General features: G+C 38.4%; 12 protein-coding genes. 3 read left to right on the forward strand and 9 right to left on the reverse strand.

Annotated features, from left to right (window positions below; translation table 11 throughout):
* Positions 1-12: 12 nt before the first annotated feature.
* Together AC1M9K_RS02600 and AC1M9K_RS02605 are read right to left on the reverse strand one after the other, a co-directional pair.
* Positions 13-672, reverse strand: coding sequence for a glutathione S-transferase family protein (locus AC1M9K_RS02600; RefSeq protein ID WP_035265910.1), 660 nt, complete (start codon positions 670-672; stop codon positions 13-15).
* Positions 673-936: 264 nt separating this feature from the next.
* Complete coding sequence (locus AC1M9K_RS02605; RefSeq protein ID WP_092766135.1) at positions 937-1,548, reverse strand: glutathione binding-like protein; 612 nt, start codon at positions 1,546-1,548, stop codon at positions 937-939.
* A gap of 209 nt (positions 1,549-1,757) precedes the next feature.
* On the opposite strand from AC1M9K_RS02605, the gene AC1M9K_RS02610 reads away from it, so the two are divergent.
* On the forward strand, positions 1,758-3,203 hold the full coding sequence (locus AC1M9K_RS02610; RefSeq protein ID WP_481588421.1) for a SulP family inorganic anion transporter: 1,446 nt from the start codon (positions 1,758-1,760) through the stop codon (positions 3,201-3,203).
* A 39-nt stretch (positions 3,204-3,242) separates the two neighbouring features.
* On the opposite strand, the gene AC1M9K_RS02615 is transcribed toward AC1M9K_RS02610, so the two are convergent.
* Positions 3,243-5,705, reverse strand: coding sequence for an ExeM/NucH family extracellular endonuclease (locus tag AC1M9K_RS02615; RefSeq protein WP_481588422.1), 2,463 nt, complete (start codon positions 5,703-5,705; stop codon positions 3,243-3,245).
* A 210-nt stretch (positions 5,706-5,915) separates the two neighbouring features.
* On the opposite strand from AC1M9K_RS02615, the gene trmB reads away from it, so the two are divergent.
* Positions 5,916-6,632 carry a tRNA (guanosine(46)-N7)-methyltransferase TrmB gene (trmB, locus tag AC1M9K_RS02620; RefSeq protein ID WP_035265903.1) on the forward strand — a complete coding sequence of 239 codons (717 nt, stop codon included), beginning with the start codon at positions 5,916-5,918 and terminating at the stop codon, positions 6,630-6,632.
* A gap of 29 nt (positions 6,633-6,661) precedes the next feature.
* Here the strand turns inward: trmB and AC1M9K_RS02625 are convergent, their stop codons facing one another.
* From AC1M9K_RS02625 to AC1M9K_RS02650, 6 genes are all read right to left on the reverse strand, one after another.
* On the reverse strand, positions 6,662-7,438 hold the full coding sequence (locus tag AC1M9K_RS02625; RefSeq protein WP_092766132.1) for a Rossmann-like and DUF2520 domain-containing protein: 777 nt from the start codon (positions 7,436-7,438) through the stop codon (positions 6,662-6,664).
* Positions 7,439-7,523: 85 nt separating this feature from the next.
* Positions 7,524-8,549, reverse strand: a complete 1,026-nt coding sequence (locus tag AC1M9K_RS02630) for a lysozyme inhibitor LprI family protein (protein ID WP_481588423.1) — start codon at positions 8,547-8,549, stop codon at positions 7,524-7,526.
* Positions 8,550-8,677: 128 nt separating this feature from the next.
* A complete protein-coding gene (locus tag AC1M9K_RS02635) occupies positions 8,678-9,577 on the reverse strand; it encodes a lysozyme inhibitor LprI family protein (protein WP_481588424.1) in 900 nt (299 codons plus the stop codon).
* A gap of 188 nt (positions 9,578-9,765) precedes the next feature.
* Positions 9,766-11,001, reverse strand: a complete 1,236-nt coding sequence (locus AC1M9K_RS02640) for a dihydroorotase (protein WP_481588425.1) — start codon at positions 10,999-11,001, stop codon at positions 9,766-9,768.
* Positions 11,002-11,011: 10 nt separating this feature from the next.
* On the reverse strand, positions 11,012-12,028 hold the full coding sequence (locus tag AC1M9K_RS02645) for an aspartate carbamoyltransferase catalytic subunit (RefSeq protein WP_092766128.1): 1,017 nt from the start codon (positions 12,026-12,028) through the stop codon (positions 11,012-11,014).
* A 306-nt stretch (positions 12,029-12,334) separates the two neighbouring features.
* Positions 12,335-12,952 carry a LysE family translocator gene (locus AC1M9K_RS02650; RefSeq protein WP_481588426.1) on the reverse strand — a complete coding sequence of 206 codons (618 nt, stop codon included), beginning with the start codon at positions 12,950-12,952 and terminating at the stop codon, positions 12,335-12,337.
* Between the two features lie 167 nt (positions 12,953-13,119).
* On the opposite strand from AC1M9K_RS02650, the gene rlmKL reads away from it, so the two are divergent.
* On the forward strand, positions 13,120-15,324 hold the full coding sequence (gene rlmKL, locus AC1M9K_RS02655; protein WP_481588427.1) for a bifunctional 23S rRNA (guanine(2069)-N(7))-methyltransferase RlmK/23S rRNA (guanine(2445)-N(2))-methyltransferase RlmL: 2,205 nt from the start codon (positions 13,120-13,122) through the stop codon (positions 15,322-15,324).
* The last annotated feature ends 2 nt before the right edge of the window (positions 15,325-15,326 follow it).

The following is a 15,326-nucleotide window of genomic DNA, read 5'->3' on the forward strand; positions in this document are numbered from 1 at the left end:
GTGGGTTTTTTCTTAACTCACTCGACGATACAAAGGATCATCCAATCCATCAATTTTGATAAAGTTAGGTAAATCTTTTATTCTTTCAATCCAAGCGCGTACGTTTGGATAAGGCTCTAGAGAAATATCACCCATAGGTGCTAACGCGACATAGACAAACACTGCGATATCCGCAATAGTTGGTCTATTATTCGCTAACCATTCACGGTCTTTGAGCACACCATCTAAAATAGCCAAAGATTTGTGACCACGTATTTTCGCCTCTTTAAATGTTTGCTCAGTACTTTCTAATCCCAAACCATTGTATGGACCTTTGAAAGACAATATCGCGCGTGCCGTGAAAACCCCGAATTGCACCCAACTGGCAGCAAAGGCAAGCCAATCTACAATTTTAGCTTGTTCTACTAAATCTTCAGACCACCATGTGTTTTTATCTGAATATTTACCTGCTAAATACACCAAAATTGCGGCAGAATCAGTTAAAACAATATCGCCATCTACTAATGCTGGCACTTCGCCTTTAGGATTAATTTTTAAAAATTTCTCACTATGCTGTTCATCACTGAAATAATCTAGTTCTACAATTTCAAGATCCACTTTCAATAATGCTGCTAACAGACGTACTTTATAACTGTTACCTGATTCGTTGTAAGAATATAATTTCAAACTCATTTTCTAGTCCAACGATTTAAATACAAAATATAAATATCAGATTTAAATCAGCAACTTAAATAATATTTAATTCAAAAAATATCATGAATAACGATATCTTATTTAATGAATTACCACTGAATCTGAAACGAATTATGATGAAAAATTTGTCTTTTTAATGCTCTCTATTTCTGAAAAATATTTGTGAAATTTCTGTGAAAATTTTAGAGTAAAAAAAGAGCCTTTCGGCTCTTTCTCGAAACAAACGGAACGAAACCTTACCTGTTAAGGAATCAATCCTTCATCTCGCATCGCAATCTGTACAGACTGTCGCTCTGCAACTTTATTGCGTATATGAATAATATTTTTATAAGGACTCAAGTCATGTTCAATATGATTAGACCAATTGGTGAGTACAAATAAGTACGCATCTGCAGGTCCAAAATTATCATCTACCAAATAATCATTATTAGATTCACCAATTGTTTTATCAATAAATGTCAGTAAACGATCAACTTCGGCATACGCTTTTTGTTTAGCATCGTCCGTGAGCGGTGCACCGAAAAACACTGCATAAGCATCGTGTAATTCAGAATTTAGATAACCAAGCCACTCTAATACTTTTGCTCGACCTAATCCAGAAGGTGGGATTAAATCTTGAGCAGGATCATGCTGTGCCAAAAATGGTAAAATTGCGACATTTTCCGTTAAAATTAAGCCAGGATTAATTTCTAGCGCCGGCACATAGCCTTTAGGATTAATTGCGAAGTAATCTTCGCCTTTTTCAGTGGTATGAGTTTTAAGATCAACACGAACCAAATCAAAATCAACATTAATTTCATTTAAAATAATATGCGCTGCGAGTGAACATGCACCTGGCGAATAATACAACTTCATACTTTTTCCTTGTTATCTAACTACTATCATTTTTAAATTGCTTCACGCTTTTTTTCAATAAGAACTGTTTTTTAAATTGCAAGCAAGCGTAAACATCGATGATCTCTTTATGAATATTGTGCAGATTGAATTAATTTTCAAGCTTTTTTCAGCTTTTATTTGTGTGATGTTTTACCATAGCGCTGCTACATCTTTGTGAAAGGCAAATTGTGATTTATTTAAAGAAAGATCAGTGGTTTTCTAACATTCGAACTGACGTACTTGCAGGCTTAGTCGTAGGCTTAGCTTTGATTCCTGAGTCAATCGCATTTTCGGCGATAGCTGGCGTTGATCCTCAGGTAGGTCTGTATGCCTCATTCTGTATAGCTGTTACGATCGCCTTCTTTGGTGGTAGGACTGCTATGATTTCGGCTGCTACAGGTGCGATGGCGCTGCTGATGATCACTCTTGTTAAAGAACACGGATTACAATATTTATTGGCAGCTACGATTCTGACAGGTGTAATTCAAATTATCGCTGGATATCTCAAAGTCGCAAAACTCATGCGTTTTGTTTCCCAGTCAGTGGTCTATGGTTTCTTAAATGCTTTAGCGATTCTCATTTTTATCGCTCAATTTCCAGAAATTGCTCAAATGAAAAGCTTAGGCTATATATTTTTAGCGATTGGTTTATTGGTCATTTACGCATTTCCCTATTTACCCAAAATCGGAAAAATCATACCATCGCCATTAGTGTGTATTATTGTACTCAGTGTATTGGCACTTCTACTTGGCGCTGACATGAGAACAGTTAGTGATTTAGGTGCATTCCCAGATACCTTGCCTGTATTTTTAGTTCCTGAAATTCCATTCAATCTCGACACTTTACTTATTATTTTACCGTACTCTCTCACGCTCGCCACAGTTGGTTTGCTTGAGACCATGATGACTACGACTGTGATTGATGAAATGACTGAGTCTGAAGGAGATCGTCATCAAGAATGTCGCGGTCAAGGGATCGCGAACATGGTAAGTGGCTTTATGGGGGGTATGGCTGGATGTGCAATGATCGGTCAATCCATCATCAATGTCAGCTCAGGTGCAAGAACAAGATTATCGACATTAGTGGCTGGTGTTTTTTTGCTATGTCTCGTGGTCTTCTTTAAAGATTGGTTGGCTTATATTCCTATGGCTGCTTTAGTCGCCATTATGATCATGGTCGCGTTCACGACATTTAATTGGGATTCAGTAAAAAATTTCCGTAAACATCCCGTGCAAAGTAATGTTGTCATGCTTACTGTCGTGGTGATTGTTCTTGCAACACATAACCTTGCTCTAGGCGTATTGATTGGTGTAGTTCTGTCAGCCTTATTTCTCATTAATAAACTCGAGAGTGAAGTAAAAGTTCAATCTGAATTAGAAAATCACGTACGCTACTATACGGTGAAAGGTCAAATATTTTTCAGTAGCGCAGAAATTTTTTATGCATTTTTTGATTTCAAAGAAGATATCAAGCAAGTAGAAATAGATCTCAGCTATGCTCATATTTGGGACATCACTTCTGTCAATATGTTAGCGAATGTCGTGGCTAAATTTGAAGCCGAAGGGACTCAGGTACGTGTGATTGGTTTAAACCAAGCGAGCATAACATTGATAGAACGTATCTCAAATACTTAAAAAAAAGAGCCAAATGGCTCTTTTTTTTACTGCTAAGTTTTAGGAATGATTTCTGCGTCTCCAACCAACCAAGGCTAACAGGCTTAATCCTAAAATGGATAGCAAGTTCAACGAACCACCACCTGACTTAGTGTCACGCTGTGGCTGCTCAGCATTTGTTGAGCTGTTAAGCTCTAAGTCGACAATCACTGGATCATGATCAGATGATCTAAATGCATGATCAGCATAAAAGAGCGACTTCTGCTCTGTAGTCTTAAATTCTTCGTTATAATCTAGGTTCGTTGGCTCATCAGCGTTAATGTGCCATACAAATGCACGCTTAACCGCAGGAAATAACGAAGCATCAGCTAAAGCATGATCCAAATTACCTGCTCCACCAAATCCAGCTTTGTTACTGTCGACACCAAATACATAGGTATACGCCTGTTCGCCGAGCCCTACAACTTTGTCCGCCAGTACATTCGTATAATTAGCACGCTCTAAAGCCAAGATAGGATCTTCTTTTGCATAACTGTTTAAATCACCAATCAAGAGCGTATTCGGATGACCTGTAATTTGCGTTGGATTCTTTGCAATCCACTGCATGAGTTGTTGTACCGCTTTAACTCGTGTCGCATTCCAACATCCCTGACCATCACCTTGATCCGCATCAGCAGATTGATCATTTGAAGGACAACTTCCTTTAGACTTCAAATGATTCGGAATAACCGTAAAGATTTTGCCGCCACTCACTGGTTGAAAACTTTGAGCAAGGGTCACTCGATTTCTTTGTGACTGGTCATCAAACACTGCAGCAGCGTTAACAGGTTTTACACGCTTACTGTTGTAAATAATCGCAACAGCAATCGCATCATCGCCTAATCGATTTGAATTTGGCGGAGTGATATATTTCCACTCCGATCCAAGTGCTCGTGTTAAATATGCAATGGCACTATTTTCACCATAACCATTATTCGCAATTTCCATTAAACCAAATACATCAGCATCGATTTCTTTCATTGCACTGACTATTTTGGCATGTTGCTTCTCAAACTCAGCTTTGCTGCTAGCACCTCGCTCAGTTGGAAAACCATTTAAGCCATTGTCATAGTTCAAAACATTGAAAGCCACGACACGGGTTTGGTTTGAATTTTTCTGAATCATTGGTAGCCGCGGGTTATTCGCTTTAATTTGGATTTGAGTACGACCTTGTATAGGTTGAATACGCCAAGAATTGAATCGATATTCTAGAATACCCTCAACAGTATTTAACTGATCACCTGCACGTAGGGTATTTAAAGCACTAAACTGACTTGGCAGTGTAGGCGTTAAATTTTGTGCATTATATCCATCATCAAGTTCAATTTTGGACAAAAGATTTTTTTGCGCCAATGCCGTTGCTTCTGCTGATTTAGCTGGATAAATATTGGTCGGCATAAACAAACGTCCTAGACTTAATGACAGTTGTCCGTAGCGACCATAATTGTAATTTTCACTTACCGTTAATGTTTGAGGGATTTTAACCAACATACCTTGATAACGCTTTGGCGCATGCCCTGACGCGTTAGTTAAACTCTCAAATGGTAACTCGATTGATAATGGCGTTATCCAAGCGCTTGCCGCTTGATTACAAGTTAAAATATTTTCGGATAAATTATCAATCTGTAACTGATTTTGATATTCAGTTAATCGACCTTTAAGAACGACTTCTTCTCCGACTTTTCCTCCTTTTATAGGACTTGAAGCAGGAGCATATACAAAAATCGCGTTAGTTAGATCGGGTTTTGCTTTGGCATCAGGGGTTTGGATATAGAAACCTGAGAATCCATTCGCATAACGATAATCCGCAGTAATCACCCCCTTCACAGTATAGTTTTGATTCTTAGCTGCTTGTGAGAGTTCAGCGATAGGTGTATTCGCAGAGTTACAACTTAGAGTCGTCGGAGATGGCTCTATTGGTTCATTTGTACTAATCGCTAAATACTGGTTAAAAGCATTGCGATCCGACCATTTAGCCCACTCTTTTTGAATTTCAAAGGGTGCAGATGGATCTATCGAAACGACATCATGTGTTTTCTTTGTACGTTCAAAGCTTAAACCGGTTGCCCAGTTTTGCTGTATTCCAATCGCACCAAAACGGTCGACAGCCACATTGTTTTTATAGAGAACAATTGCATCATCGCCATTAAATGATAGGTTAGCAGTTTGCTGAACTGCTTCACCCAATTCAGTTTTTAAATTTGAATGTCCAATTAAAAAGTGCTGCTGAGCTGTTAAAGTTCCTTGCAGCTTAACCGTCAAATTCGCGGTGGTTAGACCATTCGGAAATATTTTTAATTGATACGCGGATAAATCAACAACACCTCCATCTGGATTGTATAGTTCAATACCTTTCTTGTTGTTATTACCATCCACATACTGGCTGATCATGAGTTCAGCATACGGCGTTGAACTAAATCCGATCAAACATAAAGATAATGTGAGTTTATTGAACACCCATTTATTTAGCGTTATTTTATTCATTTTAAGTCTTATTCATTGTTCATATTATTTTCCAAGCCTAGTGTACAGGCATGACAAGTAGATGAACAATTCATGACATTTTGAAAAAGTCCATGAATAGATCGACAAATCATTGATAGCTACGTAGTGCTTTCAGGTAGAAAAAGGTTTGACTTAGGAGACTCAGGTCTTAAAATACCGCATTCGAATTTTTTCTCATTTGCCAAAGTTATGTCGAACGATCAATTAGACCCGCAAGTTGTAGAATTAGACAACTTGAACGAGCATCGCGAAATTGTCACATTTATGCGCCGTTCATCTCCGTTGAATACTTCTCAACGAACTGCGCTTGAACAATATGGTCACTTAATTTTGGAATATCCTGTTGGTGATTTACGTCAGCAATTTGAGCATCCTGAACGTCCATTGACGGTTGAAATCGGTTTCGGTATGGGGCGCTCTCTTGTACTTATGGCAAAAGCCAATCCTGAACGCAATTATGTCGGCATTGAAGTACATGTTCCTGGCATTGCACAATGTGTATATGAAGCGGGTATGGCTGGTTTGACAAACTTACGTTTACTTGATGCGGATGCAATTCAAGTTTTGCGTGAAATGCCAGATAACAGTATCAATGCAATTCAACTTTATTTCCCCGATCCTTGGCAGAAAAAACGTCACCATAAACGTCGCTTTGTCTCACACGATCGTATGCCTTTAGTTGAAGAAAAACTTGAAATGGGTGGAACATTCCATGCTGCAACCGATTGGGAACCCTATGCAGAATGGATGTTAGATGTATTAGATAACCGCCCTCGTTTAGAAAATATGGCGGGTAAAGGTAACAGTTATCCTCGTCCGGACTGGCGTCCTCAAACTAAGTTTGAACGTCGTGGAATTGAAGAAGGTCATAAAATTAACGACTTCTTATTTAAAAAGATTCAATAATAAAAAAACAGGACTTAAGTCCTGTTTTTTTATTCTGATTGTCTTTTATAAATTTGATCACTCACCACACTATACACTTGGCTTAAATCCGTACGTCCAGCCTGCGCCAGCATCTCTTGATGCATATGGATAATGTTTTGATCACCACGCATCGCTGGACCAGTTTGCACCTGTTTTGGGGGATTTAAAGTCGCTTTTTTCGCAGTTTCCAAAATCAATGGGTACAATAAATTAAAATCGACTTTTTGTGCATCTACGAGCTGCTTAGCGACGTCATAGCAGTAGTTGGTAAAGTTACACGCGAAGACAGCTGCTAAATGCAAACTCAAGCGCTGTGTTGAGTCATATTGATAAACCTTTTGACTCAACTCTTTTGCCATTTGAGTCAAGGATGCTAAATCCTGGTCGCTCATCGCTTCAACAAATATTGGCGTACTCAACCAATCAATTTGACTTTCAAAGCTAAAGGTTTGTAGTGGATAGAACACACCTGCACGCTCATGATATTGCGTGATTTTCGAGATATGTGTACTGCCAGACGTATGTACAATTAAAGCCTGAGGAAGCTGTTTTGCAACTTTTTCAGCAACTTCTTCAATTGCCTTATCACTCACCACCAATAATGCAATATCAACAGTGTCTTCGAGATCTTCAATTGCATTGCATGGTCTAGCTCTTACTAAAGCCGCCAACAAATTGGCTTTAGATTGCTCTCGACTAAACACTTGGACAATCTCATGATGCTGACTCAATACCTGAGCCAAATGATGAGCTACGCGCCCTGCTCCAATCACACTAATACGCATATCGCTTCCACATATATTCTGTATACCTAAGCATGCCGATAAAAAAAGGGCGAATCAATTCGCCCTTTTGCTATATTGTAATGAATTAATTAAACACATTGTTTAGGTACACAATTCTCTCATTGGTCTTTTGAATGAAACATTTAGAATATTGCATCTCAACATTCATTTGATTCATTTCATTGTCCCAATATTGATAATGTTGCTGATAAGTTTCGCGTTCTTTTTCTGGGATACTTTCAATTGACTTTTGAGAGACCACTTTACAGTCCACGTCACGACGTTCGAACCATTCAGTTTGATCGCTCTTTAGCTGCTCTTTTTGTTCGCCGCTCAAATTATCCCAAGTTAAATTAAGTCGCTCGACAGCTCGTGCTTGCTCTTTATCTAAATCAGATTTTCTCAATTGCATGGCTTTGAGTGCCAAGGCCTTTTGTTTTTGTTGTGCTGCCTCATATTCTTCGTAAGCTTTTGATTCATTCTGATTTGCTTTACGAAATGCTTCAAATTGAACAGCATATCTCGTCATACTTGCAGCAATATCTAACAATGCATTATCAGGTTGCACACTTAGCATTAAACCTTCTTTATCTGTCTTGGTAATCTCATAATTCAAAGTGCCTATGAGCTTATCTTGCCCATAACTGATATTGCCATGAACATCATTAATCCAATGTTGGAGCGTATAACTACCTTCGTCATGTTCACATTCATATTCGCAAGGTTTTTCAAGGTATGCATTTTCAGCACGACGTTGAAGCCCCTTCGGCAGGTGGATAACTAACTGGCTTGAACACGTCAGTTTGTTTGTTGCATTTGAAGGATCATTCATTGTTGTAATCGACTTGAGTTCAAATCTAAGCGATGAGTTGATTTGGGAAAGTAATTTTAAATCTGACTCATACTGATGTGTTGCTTTTAAACGACGATCTAAAATGTTGTTATATTCCTGTTGCACAAAGCGTTCAATTTCTTTGACATTCGTAGGAGAAGTACAACTCCAATCAGCAATTTCTACATTCTGTGAGGTGTCTTTGCTTTTCTTATTCAGATCACAACCTGCAACGAAGATGGTAGAGATAATCAAAGCCAATTTAATCTTATACGTCATTTTTTATACCGCATATTTATAATTTTGACATATTTAATCAAATAAAAAACAACAACTCCATCACATTTTTATTTTTTTAAAATTTGATGCGTAAAAGCTAACGCTCAACAACCCTGTTTAATCAATGCTTAACTTAGAGTGAAAATTTTTTGCTGTAATTCAGATGTTCGACTAATCGCCATATTTGTTTCGCAATTCAATCGAAAAACTTCAGGATTATCGGCGCCTTCACTATTTAGTTTGCATTCTAAATTACGCTTTTTAGCCCACAGTTCTTGCTCATATTGTATTTTTTGGCGTGCTTGAAGTGAAGCTCTACTCCATACAGAATTTAGATCCTCATTGGCTTGATCTAATTTAAGTTGTGCTTCAGCAATAAGAATGGATTGATAATCATCTGAGGTTTTATTTTGATTATTTAAAAGTGCTTGTTTCTTTTGACGATCTAACGCAAAAGCCGTCAAACGTGAAGGTTTTAAATGGGCATCTATTAGAACTTTTTGCATAAAGCTGGTGAAATGTAGTGCATTCACCAATTGTACAGTTACTTCATGCTCTGAAATTCGTACACTATAATTTAACTCAGTAGAAATCTGATTGTTCTCAAAGTTTAATTGAGAAAGTGCAGCTGATTCTAACACATTTGACTCTCGATTTAATGCGCGCGATACATCAGCATCCGTCAGATAATTTGATGGTAGTGCAGCAGTGACTCTTGCTGTACACATCGTCTGATCAGAGGATCTCATTTTCTTTATTTTATCAATGTTTTCAATTTTAAATTGAACTGGTTTCAAACTACGCTGTAAGAGTTGACCATCTATAATAACTTGATCATTTTCTATAATACTTTTGAGTTGAGTCGCTGAGATATTCGCGATGTCTTTATGGATGACTTGTTCGAGTTTTAATTGCACTTCAGGTTGATCACAACGATTAAAAGCATACATGATTGAATACACTTGTTGGCATCCTGACAATGCACCAACCATGCACAATGTGGTCAATGTTTTCATCCGAAGTTTCATGCTACTCCCCCAATCAAACTCAAGCTCTTAATACCAAACCTCATTGGTTTTTTTATTCTTCTTGAAGCTCTCAGTTAAATTTTATTAAAAAATAAAGATCTTCATAAAATATACTGAATCATGAATTATTCAATCATCCATAATAAAAAAGGCCGATATTAATCGACCTTTAAATGTTTGAATTCACATTATTTTATGAAAGTACGAATTACCTTACCTTTGACTTTTTGATTAATCAACGGTGTATTTTTACCTTGAGAAATAATAGAAGATTTATCAAGTGTCCATTCCAAATCTGGATCAACCAGCACCCATCCAGCCTGTGCTTTCCATGTCTCAGTCATTTGTGCGACAGCAGCTGGCGCACTCGTTACTTTTTCAACCCACTCTAATGGACTAAATAAACCTTCTTCAATCAATTTGATTCCAAAAGGAACATACGAGTCAAACGCAGTAAAACCTGGCAAAGTCTCTGCAAAAGGTGCCATTTTTGCAGAACTACTAAGTGGTTCATGATGCGTACAAATCGCGTCAATTACCCCAGATTTTACCCCCTGACGAAGTAACTCTTTATCAGATTCTGAACGCAAAGGTGGACGTACATGTGCCAAGGAATTGAATCCATCAATTAAAGATTCCGTAAGATGTAACTGATGCATTGCAACATCACACGTGACTGGCAATCCTTTTTCCTTCGCGATACGTATTAACTCAACCGAAGCACCACAAGACAGTAATCCGAAGTGTGCGCGGACTTTTGTCGCCTCTATCATTAATAGATATTTTGCGATCGCGACCGTTTCTGCCAAAGCAGGAATCATTGGTAAACCTTGGCGTGAAGCAATAAAGCCTTCATGCACACAGCCATCTTTCGCAATTTGAGGCTCTTCAGCATAGAATACGACAGTTAAATTCAAACCTGCAGCATATTCAAGCGTACGAAGCACCACATCGTCATTCGCAAAAGGTGCATTTGCATTTGATACAGCAGTACAACCACCCTTTTTTAAACCTGCCATGTTGGCTGGTTGATTTCCTTGAAGCCCTTGTGTTTGTGCACCTATCACTTCAAGGTAAATCCCGCCATCTAACATGGCCTTTTCAACAAGACCATGAATTAAAGCACCATTGTCCTGAACGATAGGTTTTGAATCTGGTGGGGTAAATACATGTAAAATGCCATTTTCACGTGCTGCTTTACCTTCAGATTTCAACGTTCCATGTTGTTGTTGACCTGGCTCTCGTAAACGTGCACACAAATCAACCATCGTTGGCATCAACCATTTGCCTTGCCCATCGATGCTTTCATGCACATCTGAAGTCGCTTCGATGCGTTTTCCATCTTGAATAAAAATAGTTTCTATTTGATCAGTTTGAGCAATTGGATCTAGGACGCGTACATTTTCGACTTTAACAATAGACATGACTGATTCCTTATACCGCAACTGCTTCAATTAAACCTTGTTCTTGTAACTGACCCTGCATCGCCAGCGCGAGAACTGCCATACGCACCGCAATACCATTGGTCACCTGATTCAAAATCACTGATTGAGGACCATCTGCAATACTTGAATCAATCTCAACACCACGATTCATCGGCCCTGGATGCATCACGATACAATCAGGTTTGGCCAAAGCCAAACGCTCTTTGTTCAAACCATACATTTTGTAAAATTCAGCTTGTGAAGATAATGCAGGAGAATCAATACGTTCATTTTGAATACGTAAAGTAATGATGACATCACAATCCTTAATCCCAGCTTCCATATTGTTAAATAGGCGAACACCTTCACCATATTCATCAAAGCCATAAGGAAGTAACGTATTCGGCGCAATCACACGAATATCTTTACAACCTAATGTTTGCAATGCAGCCACATCAGAACGTGCAACACGTGAATGTTTAATATCCCCAATGATCGCAATGGAAATATCTTCAAATTTTTTATTGGTTTCACGGCGAATTGTAAGCATATCCAACATTGCTTGAGTTGGATGCGCATGACGTCCATCACCCGCGTTGATAATGGCAACAGTTGGACAAACATCCTTCGCAATAAAATGTGCAGCACCTGATGAAGAATGTCGAACCACAAAGATATCGGCCGCCATTGCTTCTAAATTCCACAGTGTATCTCTCAGTGTTTCGCCTTTAGAAGTACTTGAGCGAGCAATATCAATATTGAGCACGTTGGCAGAAAGACGTTTTGCCGCTGCTTCAAATGTCGTTCGTGTACGTGTCGAATTTTCGAAAAACAGGTTCATTACCGTTTTGCCTTCAAGCATATTATTGGTAATGAGCTGATTTTGGTCATTAAAAAAGGACTGTGCAGTGTCCAATATTTTTGTAAGAGTTTCTTTTGAAAGGCCTTCGATGGTGAGGAAGTGTTTGAGATTCCCATCTTGGTTGAGTTGAATCTGGCTCGGTGTATGCAATGCAGCGAAGTGCATGAGAGATTCCTTATACGTTAAGTCAACGTATTATACAGATTCTAAAATGATTTGGCAGTGACCCACACCGCAGCTGATCAATAACTAACTTAATCACGACTTATGGTGTTTCATAAAAATTTTCAAAAACTTAATTTAACCAAAAGCATTTGATTGAAATCGTCTAAATCCTTAAAAATAAGGCTCACAACTCCTAGATAAAAGCTTGTTTATCTTTATTTTCATACATATATTCAATCAAATTTCCCTGAAATAGTGAGTTAGATTTTAAAAATAGAAATTTCAACAAATGATCTACTCATGGTTTTATGGATATGTTAAAAAATGAGTGAGACACATCTGTATAGCAATCACGATTAAAAGACTTCCCATCACCCTATTCAAAATTCTTGCTCGATTTGCCACATTAAGAAACTGAGCCAATTTTTCCCCTGCATATCCCCAAAGCCATAAAGAGACATAGCAGACCATAAAATAAATCAAAACAAAAAGCGCTAAATAAACACTATTCTCTGAAGCTGAAAATAGGGCTGTACCTGAAACGGCGGCAATCCAAGCTTTTGGATTCAGCCACTGCATTAACGCACCTTGCGTAAAATTTGGAATCTTCTCTAGATCTTTGTGATCTGTTCGATTTTTTTCGCCTTTAGCGCTTAAAATATTCCAGCCAATCCAAACCAATAGAGCCGTTCCTAACAGCGCAATAGCATCCAAAAGAACCGGATACGATAAAATAATCTGATATAGACCAAAGCAAACTGCTGCAAGTAAAGCAGTAAATCCAATGGTTGCACCTGAAATAAAAGCAAAAGTTTTTCGAACACCAAAGTTCATACTGCTACTGAGAATAGTTAAATTAACAGGTCCAGGAGAGATAGACATCGATAATGAAAAAGTAAACATAGAGAAAATTAAAGCCAGCATATTTTTATCTTTTAGTGTTTTTAGTTTTATGAGGCTATATCAACCAGTTTCAATCAATCTTTAAATTTAAATTATTTTTAAAATGGTTGTATCAGCGCATTAAAGCAGTTTTAAAATCAAAAATAAGTTAAAATACGCGATTGCTTTATTTGTCTTTGGGAATGTTCATGAATTCTAAACCTCGTCTTTCTACATATTGGGTTACCTGTGCAGATGGGCTTGAAACCTTACTTCAAGAAGAAATTGAAGGTTTAGGAGTACAAAACGTTGAACGTTTCCCTGGGCGATTGGTTTTCAAAGGTCAATTGGCTGATGCCTACCGGATTTGTATGTGGTCTCGTCTTGCATCACGTGTTTTGACGCCTATCCATACGTTTGAAGTTGAATTTACTCACGATGCACGCGATGTAGCTGAAGAACTCTACGAAGGTGCAAATAGTTTTGACTGGTCGCTTATTTTTGCACCTCAAAGTACATTTGCTGTGCGTTTACATGTCGAACGTGAGATCAAAGTCAACAGCCAATTCGCCACCTTACGTGTGAAAGACGGTATCGTAGATTCCTTCATGGAGGCTGTCGGTAAGCGTCCAAGCATCGATATCAAACAACCAGAAATAACCATATACGCTTTGGCTGGTAAAAAAGAACATACTTTCTGTTTAGATTTGTCTGGCGATTCATTGCATAAACGTGGCTATCGCCACTATATGACTGATGCACCGATCAAAGAAAACTTGGCTGCAGCCATTCTTCAACATGCAAAATTAATTGAAAATAATCCAGATATTGTTCTTGATCCAATGTGTGGTTCAGGAACATTCATTATTGAAGCTTTAATGATGTTAACTGACCGCGCGCCTGGTTTGGTTCGTCGTTTTGGCTTTAATGGCTGGAATGGTCATGATCATGATCTTTGGATGCAAATTAAAGGTGAAGCTGCGGAACGTCACAAGGTTGCCTTAGAAAAACCGCTTCCAAAATTCTATGCCTTTGATGCAGATTGGGAAGCAGTAAAAGCAACCAAAAATAATATCCGCGCTGCAGGATTTGAGGCATTGCTAGATCAAATTCAAATCGAAGAGCGCACCCTTTCTGATTGGCCAGATTTTAAGGCAGAAGGTAAATCTGTGGTCGTTGTCACTAACCCACCTTATGGTGAGCGTCTTGGGGATAAAGGCTCTAGCCGTTCATTCTATCTTGGTCTATCTGGCTTACTTCAAAAGAACTTTGCCAACCAAACTGCCGCAGTTATTGCAGCTCAAATTGAACAAGCAGACGTGTTGGCATTTAGCGAAACTCAAACGCTTCGCTTAATGAATGGTAAGCTACCTATTTATATTCGCTCAGGTAAGATTAAGCCACCTGTTGTGACACAACCTTTCTTAGCCAATTGGCAACCACTTCAATTCGATAAAATTGAAGGTGCTGAAGATTTTACAAATCGTTTGCAAAAGAATATGCAGAATTTGAAAAAATGGGCTGTAAAAGAAAATATCTATTGTTTGCGAATTTATGATGCTGATCTACCAGACTTCAATGTCGCTGTAGATCTATATGGTGACCGACTGCATGTTCAAGAATATGCCCCACCAAAATCAATCGATCCTGAAAAAGCGAAAAAACGTTTTAATCTTGCTTTGCAAGCAATCCGTGCTGTCACAGGTTTGGGCCGTGATGCCATTTTTATCAAGACTCGTGCTCGTCAGGAAGGTAAAAACCAATACACCAAACAAAGTACTGCCTCTAAACGCTTTATCGTTCAAGAAGGCAAAGCGAAAATTTTGGTTAACCTCACAGATTATTTGGATACTGGCCTTTTCCTCGATCATCGCCAAATTCGCTTACGCATCGCTGCTGAAGCGAAAGGTAAACATTTCCTTAATCTATATAGTTATACCTCAACTGCAAGTTTACATGCTGCGTTAGGTGGTGCTGCGAGCACGACCAGTGTCGACCTTTCAAATACTTATTTGAACTGGTCTAAAGAAAACTTTGTCTTAAATGGTTTAACGGTTGATCATGCCGACCAACAACACCAGTTCTTTGCCAGTGATTGTTTTGAATGGTTAAAAGAAGGTCATGAACAATATGACTTAATCTTTATCGATCCGCCAACGTTCTCGAACTCTAAAAAATTCCATGGTACGTTTGACGTTCAACGTGATCACTTATCCCTGATTAAGCGTGCAATGAATCGTTTAACCACTGGTGGTACACTGTATTTCTCAAATAACTATCGTGGTTTTGAATTAGATGACGAAATCAAAGCGTTCTATGACATTGAAGAACTCACCCATGAAACAATTGGTCTAGACTTTAAACGTAATACTAAAATTCATCGTTCATGGAAAATTAGACACCTTCAAGCCTAATG

The sequence above is a fragment of the Acinetobacter sp. 24-47-67 genome (assembly GCF_056779735.1).

What these genes read in the sequence shown, in the direction of transcription:
- AC1M9K_RS02600 (WP_035265910.1), bottom strand. Translation starts at nt 672, where the DNA reads ATGAGTTTGAAATTATATTCTTACAACGAATCAGGTAACAGTTATAAA.
- AC1M9K_RS02605 (WP_092766135.1), bottom strand. Translation starts at nt 1,548, where the DNA reads ATGAAGTTGTATTATTCGCCAGGTGCATGTTCACTCGCAGCGCATATT.
- AC1M9K_RS02615 (WP_481588422.1), bottom strand. Translation starts at nt 5,705, where the DNA reads ATGAATAAAATAACGCTAAATAAATGGGTGTTCAATAAACTCACATTA.
- trmB (WP_035265903.1), top strand. Translation starts at nt 5,916, where the DNA reads ATGTCGAACGATCAATTAGACCCGCAAGTTGTAGAATTAGACAACTTG.
- AC1M9K_RS02625 (WP_092766132.1), bottom strand. Translation starts at nt 7,438, where the DNA reads ATGCGTATTAGTGTGATTGGAGCAGGGCGCGTAGCTCATCATTTGGCT.
- AC1M9K_RS02630 (WP_481588423.1), bottom strand. Translation starts at nt 8,549, where the DNA reads ATGACGTATAAGATTAAATTGGCTTTGATTATCTCTACCATCTTCGTT.
- AC1M9K_RS02635 (WP_481588424.1), bottom strand. Translation starts at nt 9,577, where the DNA reads ATGAAACTTCGGATGAAAACATTGACCACATTGTGCATGGTTGGTGCA.
- AC1M9K_RS02640 (WP_481588425.1), bottom strand. Translation starts at nt 11,001, where the DNA reads ATGTCTATTGTTAAAGTCGAAAATGTACGCGTCCTAGATCCAATTGCT.
- AC1M9K_RS02645 (WP_092766128.1), bottom strand. Translation starts at nt 12,028, where the DNA reads ATGCACTTCGCTGCATTGCATACACCGAGCCAGATTCAACTCAACCAA.
- AC1M9K_RS02650 (WP_481588426.1), bottom strand. Translation starts at nt 12,952, where the DNA reads ATGCTGGCTTTAATTTTCTCTATGTTTACTTTTTCATTATCGATGTCT.
- rlmKL (WP_481588427.1), top strand. Translation starts at nt 13,120, where the DNA reads ATGAATTCTAAACCTCGTCTTTCTACATATTGGGTTACCTGTGCAGAT.